The 8,527-nt window shown below is 55.3% G+C and carries 9 protein-coding genes; 8 read left to right on the forward strand and 1 reads right to left on the reverse strand.

Annotated elements, in window-relative coordinates; all coding sequences use genetic code 11:
* The 8 genes from ACETWG_11320 to ACETWG_11355 form a co-directional block, all read left to right on the forward strand.
* Positions 1–1,554 (forward strand): DNA internalization-related competence protein ComEC/Rec2 (locus tag ACETWG_11320; GenBank protein ID MFB0517176.1); only part of this gene is annotated, 1,554 nt, incomplete at its 5' end.
* Positions 1,555–1,677: 123 nt separating this feature from the next.
* Entirely contained in the window at positions 1,678–2,310 is a 633-nt protein-coding gene (locus tag ACETWG_11325) for an MBL fold metallo-hydrolase (GenBank protein ID MFB0517177.1), read from the forward strand.
* A gap of 76 nt (positions 2,311–2,386) precedes the next feature.
* Positions 2,387–3,325 (forward strand): ribonuclease HII, encoded by a 939-nt coding sequence (locus ACETWG_11330; GenBank protein ID MFB0517178.1) that lies wholly within the window; start codon positions 2,387–2,389, stop codon positions 3,323–3,325.
* 85 nt (positions 3,326–3,410) lie between these two features.
* Positions 3,411–5,012, forward strand: coding sequence for a gamma-glutamyltransferase (gene ggt, locus ACETWG_11335; GenBank protein ID MFB0517179.1), 1,602 nt, complete (start codon positions 3,411–3,413; stop codon positions 5,010–5,012).
* 28 nt (positions 5,013–5,040) lie between these two features.
* Positions 5,041–5,898: a signal peptidase I gene (lepB, locus tag ACETWG_11340; GenBank protein ID MFB0517180.1), complete on the forward strand. Its 858-nt coding sequence runs from the start codon at positions 5,041–5,043 to the stop codon at positions 5,896–5,898.
* Positions 5,899–6,134: 236 nt separating this feature from the next.
* A complete protein-coding gene (locus tag ACETWG_11345) occupies positions 6,135–6,470 on the forward strand; it encodes a hypothetical protein (GenBank protein ID MFB0517181.1) in 336 nt (111 codons plus the stop codon).
* A 24-nt stretch (positions 6,471–6,494) separates the two neighbouring features.
* Positions 6,495–6,983, forward strand: coding sequence for a hypothetical protein (locus ACETWG_11350; protein ID MFB0517182.1), 489 nt, complete (start codon positions 6,495–6,497; stop codon positions 6,981–6,983).
* Between the two features lie 103 nt (positions 6,984–7,086).
* On the forward strand, positions 7,087–7,560 hold the full coding sequence (locus ACETWG_11355) for a hypothetical protein (protein ID MFB0517183.1): 474 nt from the start codon (positions 7,087–7,089) through the stop codon (positions 7,558–7,560).
* A 144-nt stretch (positions 7,561–7,704) separates the two neighbouring features.
* Here the strand turns inward: ACETWG_11355 and ACETWG_11360 are convergent, their stop codons facing one another.
* A complete protein-coding gene (locus ACETWG_11360; GenBank protein ID MFB0517184.1) occupies positions 7,705–8,058 on the reverse strand; it encodes a hypothetical protein in 354 nt (117 codons plus the stop codon).
* Positions 8,059–8,527 lie beyond the last annotated feature (469 nt).

Here is an 8,527-nt window from a genome sequence, read left to right on the forward strand (position 1 = left end):
CCCCTCCCCCGGAGATACCGGTTTCTATTAGTGGGATCAGGGCTGCTGGGCTATGTCTTCCTGACAGGGGCCCCGCCCAGCGTTGTCCGGGCCAGTATCATGGCGTTCCTGTATGCCTGGGGGCGGTCTCTGGAGAGGCGTCCCAATCTGTGGAATCTCCTGGGCGCGGCGGCTATCATCAGTCTGCTCATCACTCCCCGCAGCCTGTTCACTCCCAGCTTTCAGCTCTCGTTTGCAGCCGTGGCAGGCATTCTCTATATCTATCCCCGGATACGAGCCTGGATCAGCAATACACCTACCGGCGATTGGATCTACCGGCAGCGACCCCTGCGGTACGGGCTGGACCTTTTTCTAGTGGGTTTGGGAGCCCAGGTGGGGATTTTGCCGGTGATGCTCTCCGTATTCCATACCGTTTCCGTTTATGTCCTCATTGCCAACCTGGTCGTCATACCGCTAGCGGGCCTGGCCGTGATCGCGGAATTACTGGCCCTGTTAGGTCTGCTGGTGTGGGAAGCGCTGGGGACTATATTCGCCAATGCCGCCTGGTTGTTTTTGGCACTCATCCAGGCATCAGTGGATCTGCTTTACCGGCTGCCACACCCCCAGATGATTGTCGGTAGGCCAGGTTCTATCGCCCTGGCGGTGTTGGTAATAGCTATTATTGTCTTCCCCTTCTGGTTCCGGCCAGGAAGGCCCCGTTATCGAGTCCGGTTGGCAGCCACGGTATTAGCGGTGGCCAACGTGCTGCTATGGAAATCGGCTCTGGCTGGCCAATGCCTGCAGGTGACCATTCTGGATGTGGGGCAGGGGGACGCCATCCACCTGGCCCTGCCCGACGGGCGCCATATGCTGGTCGACGCCGGCATGCGAAATCCATGGTATGATCGCGGGGAGCAGGTGGTGGCACCTTATCTTCGGGGACAGGGCGTCAGCAGCCTCAAAGCGGCAGTCATAAGCCACCCCCAGGCCGACCATATGGGGGGCTTGCTCCACCTGATCGAGCATATGCCTGTTGATGAGATCTGGGATACACCCAGTCGATTCAGCAGTGCCCTCTACACCCGCCTGAAATGGCTAGCTGATTCTATAGGGATAGCCACGCATCCCCTGACCGCTGGAGAGACGGTACAGCTGGGCAAGGTGGATATTTTCGTTCTCTCACCTGACACTTTCCAGCTGGCCAACGCGCGAAAGGTGAATAATGCATCCCTGGTTCTTAAGGTGCAATATGGGGCTACCTCGTTGCTCTTTATGGGCGATGCCGAGCGGGGTGAGGAGCTGCGTCTATTGGCCTATGGCGACTTCCTCCGAACCGACTGGCTGAAGGTGGGGCACCACGGTGCCGGTACCAGCAGCGCGCCACCTTTTTTAAATGCCTGCCATCCTGCCGGGGCGGTTGTATCAGTAGGGGAGGGCAATGTGTACCGGCATCCTTCGCCGGAAACGCTGGCCCGCCTGAAGAGCATCGCCCGCGTAGTGCACCGCACCGACCGGGACGGCGCTCTGGTGCTACGCTCCGATGGGCGGCAGTGGCAGGTGGCGGACTGGCGCTAGGTTGAGACGGTGGCCGCTACTTTACCCTCGAACTGCCTGCGAGAACCCGGTAACTTTACCGGCAGCTGGTAAGGACCCCAAGGCATATCCGGGACAATCATAAGTGAAATAAGGAAATTCATCGTGTCCGAACCTAAAGCCAGGGCGGACCGCATCCAGCCCCTCACACCGTGGTTATATCATTGGACGGTCCCTGACGACCGCATCGATAACTACCGCAGCGACGCCTATGCAGTCCTGACGCCCGAGGGGCTGATCCTCATCGATCCCCTACCGCTGACTGATAAGGCTCAGGCTACCTTGGAAAATGTGGCGGCGATATACCTTACCGGCGGTCAACACCAGCGCTCGGCCTGGCGCTATCGCAACGCTCTAGGAGTGCCGGTGTATGCTCCGGAGGGAGCGGCGGAGCTGGAAGAGGAGCCGGATCAGTGGTACCGCGATGGTGATTCCCTGCCCGGCGGATTCACGACTATCCAGATCCATGGAATGGGTAGCAGCTTCGCCCTCCTCATGGAAACGGAGGGTGGCTCCGGAGCCCTGTTCTGTGGTGATCTACTCATCCGGGCTTCCAATGAGCCCTTTCAGCTGCTGCCGGACAGGTTCATGGATGATCCCGCCCGGGTCCGGGAGAGTGCCGAAAAACTGGCTCAGATCCAGATTGAGATTCTCTGCTCGGCCCACGGCGAACCGTGTGTGACGGGATGTGGGAAGGCGATAAGGGAAGCATTGGAAAAGAGAAAAGCGAGCAAGTAGGAAATCCGGGACGGAACTTTCCCTCCCGCTTACCATTGACAGATGAGCGGCAAATCCCCTGGAAACGATAGTGCACATGGCACAGCTCGTCGCTGGCATTGACGAGGCCGGTCGGGGGCCGTTGGCCGGGCCGGTAGTTGCAGCGGCGGTCATCCTGGACCCTCAGCGGCCTATCGAAGGACTGGCTGACTCCAAGCGTCTGACAGCTAAACGCCGAGCGGTGTTGTACGATGTGATTTTTGACCGGGCTACCGCCGTGGGAATCGGGGAGAGCCAGCGCCGAGAGATCGACCGTCGGAACATCTTTCAGGCCACCATCGCCGCCATGCAGCGCGCTGTTGACGTCCTCAAACCTCAGCCGGACCACCTCCTCATTGACGGCCGGAATATCCGCCTGGAGCATCCCTCCCAGGAAACCGTGGTGGACGGTGATGAGACCGTGCCGGCCATCTGCGCCGCCTCCATCATAGCCAAGGTCTATCGGGACCGCCTCATGGCCGAATACCACAAGGTGTACCCCGAATACGGCTTCGACCGTCACAAGGGCTACGGCACCAAGGCCCACTTTCAGGCCCTGGCTACACACGGTGCCTGTCCTATTCACCGCCAGTCCTTCCGGCCTGTGAAGCGGCACCTGCCCCGATGGCACCAGCTGAAGGATCGCCAGACTTTAGGCCAGCTGGGAGAGCGCCTGGCGGCCACCTACTTGATTGAGAACGGCTACACCATCCGGGAGCTGAACTATCACGCGGTTCACCTGGGAGAGCTGGATATCATTGCCCAGCGTGGGGGCATCACCGTTATCTGCGAAGTGAAGTCCCAGGTTCCTGGTGGGTGGGGAGAACCTGAAATGCAGATAGGGGTGACAAAGCGGGACCGGATTATGGCCGCCGCCCAGAAATACTGTACTGAAAAAGGGATCGACTCCGAGGTGCGATTCGATGTAATATCCGTTAAGTTTACCAAGGCTGGTCCTAGCATAGCACACCAACCTGACACTATTCGTGCAGATTAGGCGTTTATTCACCTGCATATTGATTATCGGGCTCCTGGTTCCTGAAGTTTGGAGCCGGACCGCTGATACCGTTGGACGGCGGGGCATGGTGGTGTCGGACAACCTTGTCGCTTCCATGGTGGGGCTGAATATTCTCCGGCGGGGAGGGAATGCCGTCGATGCCGCGGTTGCCACGGGTTTTGCCCTGGCCGTTACTGAACCCCGAGCCGGTAATATCGGCGGTGGGGGCTTTATGGTCATTCGCTTCAGCGACGGTCGGTCCACCACCATCGACTTCCGGGAAGGGGCTCCGGGGCGAGCGACCCGGAACATGTACCTGGACGAAAACGGGGAAGTCATCCCCGGCCTGAGCACCACCGGTATTCTCGCCAGCGGTGTACCGGGTACGGTCAGAGGATTCGGCCTGGCCATGGAAAAGTACGGGCGTCTCTCCTGGGAAACGGTCCTGGAGCCGGCTATCGAGCTGGCCGAAAACGGTATCGCCGTGACTTACCAGCTCCACAAGGACCTGGTGGACCGGGAGGAGCGCCTTGCCCGGTTTGAGGAAACCAGGCGCATTTTCTACCCTGAAGGACGCCCTCTGCGACTTAACGCCCTGTTCCGGCAGCCGGAGCTGGCTGCTACCCTACGTCGGATCTCTTCCCAGGGACCGAACGAATTCTATAGCGGCGAAACGGCCCGGCTACTGGTAGAATATATGCAGCGTCGGGGCGGCCTCATCTCCAGGCAGGATCTCGCAGAGTATCAGGCCATCGAGCGCCAGCCGGTAGTATTCAACTATCACGATACTAAAATCATCAGTATGGGCCCCCCGTCATCAGGCGGCATTGTTCTGGCTCAAATTCTAAACCAGCTGGAGTTGGTGAATTTATCTGAGATGGAGTTCCACTCTGCCGAACACATCCACGTCATGGTTGAGGCCGAGCGCCGGGCTTACGCCGATCGAGCGCACTACCTGGGCGATGCCGATTATGTGAATGTGCCGGTCGCCAAGCTGATATCCAAAACCTATGCTGCGCGACGCTGGCGCGACGTATCCTTCGATTGGGCGACTCAGAGTGAGGATGTTTCACACGGGAATGCCAGGCTACTACTGGAATCCGAAGAAACCACCCACTACAGTGTGGTGGACCGCTGGGGTAATGCCGTAGCTGTTACCACCACTATCAATGATTTATACGGCTCGGGTGAAGTTGTAAAAGGGGCGGGCTTTTTTCTGAATGACGAAATGGACGATTTTGCCATCAAGCCCGGCTATCCTAATATTTATGGATTGACAGGCGGCACCGCCAATGCCATTGAGCCCGGTAAGCGTATGCTCAGTTCCATGGCCCCGACTATCGTCACCAGGCACGATACGCTCCTTATAATCGTAGGCACTCCAGGTGGCAGTAAGATTATTACCACCGTCGCCCAGGTCATTTCCAATGTGGTGGATTTTGGCCTCAGCCTGAAAGAGGCGGTGGAAGCGCCCCGGATTCATCATCAGTGGCGCCCGGATGAAATTATGGCCGAACCGCGGGCTATCAGTCCGGAAACAAGGCAGAGGCTTGTGCGTATGGGACATACAGTGCGCTATCTTGGAGGAATGATCGGCGCGGCACACAGCATTTACGTTGACCCGGAGACAGGTTGGTATTTTGGTGCCGCTGATTCCCGCCGGGCATCAGGTGCGGCTGGCTACTGAGTAAACAAATAAGTTAATGAGGAAGAAAATGGGGAACGGAGCTAGAAAGCAGACCACTGCCGGTTCTTCCAGGTTTCTACGTGAACTCCGATCCTTGGGGATTATTGTCCTGATTGCCCTGGCCCTGCGAGCCACCGTCGTGGAGGCTTACATTGTGCCTACGGGCAGCATGGAGAGAACCATTCTGGTAGGTGACTTCCTGATAGGAAATAAATTCATCTATGGCATGCGCACCCCGGACTGGCTGGGTATTCCCTATACCAGGCTAGGTTTTGATATCCCCTGGGTACGCTTCCCGCCTTTCCGGAAGCCGAAGAGTGGCGATGTGGTGATCTTCAAGTATCCGTACAACCCTTCGGATAAATACGTCAAGCGGTTGGTTGCCGGTCCCGGTCAGACCGTCGAGATCCACCAGCGGGAAATCCTGGTTGACGGTGAGTTCTTTTACCATCCCAAACATATGCAGTTTCTGGAACGTGAACCGCAACCGGAGGACTGGATCGATCCCAATATTTTTCCTCGAGGTAATGGGAATAAGGATAACTATGAACCGGTCCGGGTGCCATCGAAGGGGGATACCTTGTCAGTGGTTCATGACCGGGTTGCGCTCTGGCACGTTGCTAAAAGGGACGGGCACGATGTGCGACTGGAAGGGGACCAGATAATTATAGATGACGAGCCGGTCACCTACTATGTTGTCGAACAGGACTATTACTTCATGATGGGGGACAATAGAGATCAAAGTTTTGATTCCCGTTTCTGGGGTTTTGTTCCCCATAAGAATATTCTCGGCAAGGCCCTTTTTGTCTACTTTTCACTGGATCTCAAACGTTTTCCTTTCCTGACTTGGTACCGTTTGCAGCGCATTGGAACGGTTATTCTGTAATCCTACGGCTACAAATGGGTACATATTTACTGGCAAACTAGTTCACCAGGAGTTGCCCGGATTATCGTTTCGCAGCACTGAGGTGGACTGATAAGTAGGCACCAATCCACTCTGTTTACGAGAAAGCGACAGTTTATTACCCTGAAATGAATTAGAGGTTGCTATTCTTCTCTATGTTTCAAGAAATTTACACCTGTTTATAAATAGCCTAACTGTTCAGTGCAGGGATAAACCGTATGAATGGAGAGACTTCCACGCGCCCGGATAGAGCGGTTTACCTTCAAGAGAAGGTAAACACTCTTGTGGAGCAGGTTGATGAGGGGTATGGGGAAGCGTTGCTGGAGCAGCTGATTCATCGGATGGAAATCACGGTGCGGGAATTTGTGGCTGAGATCGACCTTTTAATAGAGCGTCTAAGGCATAGCGCTGCGACGCAGGAAGAGCTATTGGGCAAGATCAAGCAGCGGGAGCTGGTCACCGGGCCAGCTGCCTACACGCCTCAAGTGAGTCCTGAAGAGGAGGTGCCGGAATGGGAGCGGCGGTTGGCAGACCTGGAGGGGTCGGCTGAATAACCATGTGTCATAACCGGAGTTAGAATGCAGAAGATAATCAATTTATTGGTGATCATATTATTGGGTTTCTCACTGTATTATGGGATCATTGTCGATAATAATCGTTCCCAGAGGATGGAAGTCCTCAGTCAAAACGATGAAGAGCTTATGGGCCATAAGAAGGTGATTGATGAGGCCTATCGCCAGCTGGATCTCAGATTCGTGGGGCGGGGAAAGCATATTCAAAGGATGCAGGTTGACATAGCTACTCTGCGTGATCGCCTCCGGACAGTGAGTGATAGCCTGGGCAATAAAATTGAGGAAACCAATTTCTTTCTCCAACAGGCTGAAGAGATGCTCCGGGAGGACATTCGTAACCTAAACAGCGAGCTTAGGACCCTCTCCGACGATCTTGGCACCTTCAAACGGCGCACCAACCGGTCCATTCTGGATATGCAGGAAGTCATCAGCCGTATAGAGGATGACATCAAGGCCCTTGATGAGAAGGTAAGCCCCAAGAAAGAACAAAAATAGTTACGCGAGCTCACTGAAAAATCCCCAGTTCATTCAAGTACGACTACTTGGTAAGAAGTCCCCGCGATCCTTTTCTGGTCATTTAATACTACTAGTCCCCATCGTGCTGGCCTTGTTTGGCCTGGGTTGTGTGGGACGACCAGGGGGGAGCGCTCCTTCCAACTTACCCTACTTTCAAGAGTTCCAGGTTTCAGCGCAGCTACTCGCCGACGCCGCGGCGAAGGCGGTACGCTCCTCCAGCTATGACCTGGAGCTGGACACCCGCCGCACTACTCCCAACCAGCTTATCACCCTTCATCGACCACTCCCCAAAAGAGGGCTGAAGCAGCTGGCCTATCCCGGCCGGCCCGGAATATGGGGCAAGATGCTGCATGCCGATTTGCATGTATTGGTCTCTATCAGGCTCTCCTATGCCCGCCCGGAATACAGCCGGGTGACCATTCAGCCCGTTTTCCTGGTATATATTAGCCGCTGGAGAGATCGCCGCCAGTGGATTCAATGGCGTTCCAACGGGACGTTGGAACGGGAGCTCTTATCTCTTATAGAGGCCTATCTACAGCCGGAGGGCTTGAAATGAGGGTCCACGCCCCACATACGCAATGATGTGGGGCGTGGATTGGGCAGAGGAGGGGGTAGTCATCGGAGGGATATCGAGGATTAGCCCACCTGGTCCTCAACCGGTCGTTGATGATACCGTGAGAGGAGCGAGAACCATCCGGGGCTAGTTGAAGTCAACATGTTCCCTTATGAAAGTCTCCGGAGGAATTTCGCCTGCCATCAATCCTAACAGATATACCCGCTCAAAATCTAACTGAATGACTGGCAGCTCCTCGGTGGAGGGCTGAATCTTAATATGGAAGCTCTCGATTTCCGGGGGCAGATTCTCTTCGATTCGGGCAATTATATCTACCGCCTGCCACAGAGCTTCATCGAAACTCTGAGAGCCCCACGACGCCGTATAGCTGAATTCGTGGGTATCGGTTTCAATCGTGGTGTAATCTCTGGTAACTATCATGGCTCCACCTAGAACCAGAATCGAAGCCAGTGGAATGATGGTGAAGTTGAAAATCTTCATTTTACCTGTCCCCTTGAAATGCGCTCTTCATTGCCTGCTTTTTCTCTCTGATCTGTCCTTTAGACGCTCGGAAATTGGAAAAGGTTGCCACGAAATTTGAAAGAAGCCTTCATGCCGGCAGAACGACAACACTACGCCCCAGGCTTGAGCGACTCGGGGGCCGTAAACTTCCAGGGAAGGCTTTAGGCAGCCTTCAAACACGCGGCTGGCCGGGCAAGGGTACGGGAAAATTCGCTCCTGAGGATGGAGACTGCTGGGGAATAGGACTATTGACTACATCACCATCGGCGGGCCCGCAGGCGGTGCTGCTGAAGTAACCGCCGCAGCGATAGTATTGAGCCAAAAAATAAGCGCCTACTTAAACTACTTTAAAGTTTAAAGAGTCGGCGCTTAATGGCTCTTTTGCGATTTTACTTTAGCGAAAATAACTGTGAGACTATGTCTGAGATTTCTTATTCCTTTTTCTGAA

Source organism: Candidatus Neomarinimicrobiota bacterium, from assembly GCA_041862535.1.
GTDB lineage: Bacteria > Fidelibacterota > Marinisomatia > SCGC-AAA003-L08 > TS1B11.

Bases quoted from the DNA above. Each gene is read 5' to 3' on its own strand.
- ggt (MFB0517179.1), top strand. From the start codon at position 3,411: ATGGTGGTGTCGGACAACCTTGTCGCTTCCATGGTGGGGCTGAATATT.
- ACETWG_11360 (MFB0517184.1), bottom strand. From the start codon at position 8,058: ATGAAGATTTTCAACTTCACCATCATTCCACTGGCTTCGATTCTGGTT.
- lepB (MFB0517180.1), top strand. From the start codon at position 5,041: ATGGGGAACGGAGCTAGAAAGCAGACCACTGCCGGTTCTTCCAGGTTT.
- ACETWG_11350 (MFB0517182.1), top strand. From the start codon at position 6,495: ATGCAGAAGATAATCAATTTATTGGTGATCATATTATTGGGTTTCTCA.
- ACETWG_11330 (MFB0517178.1), top strand. From the start codon at position 2,387: ATGGCACAGCTCGTCGCTGGCATTGACGAGGCCGGTCGGGGGCCGTTG.
- ACETWG_11345 (MFB0517181.1), top strand. From the start codon at position 6,135: ATGAATGGAGAGACTTCCACGCGCCCGGATAGAGCGGTTTACCTTCAA.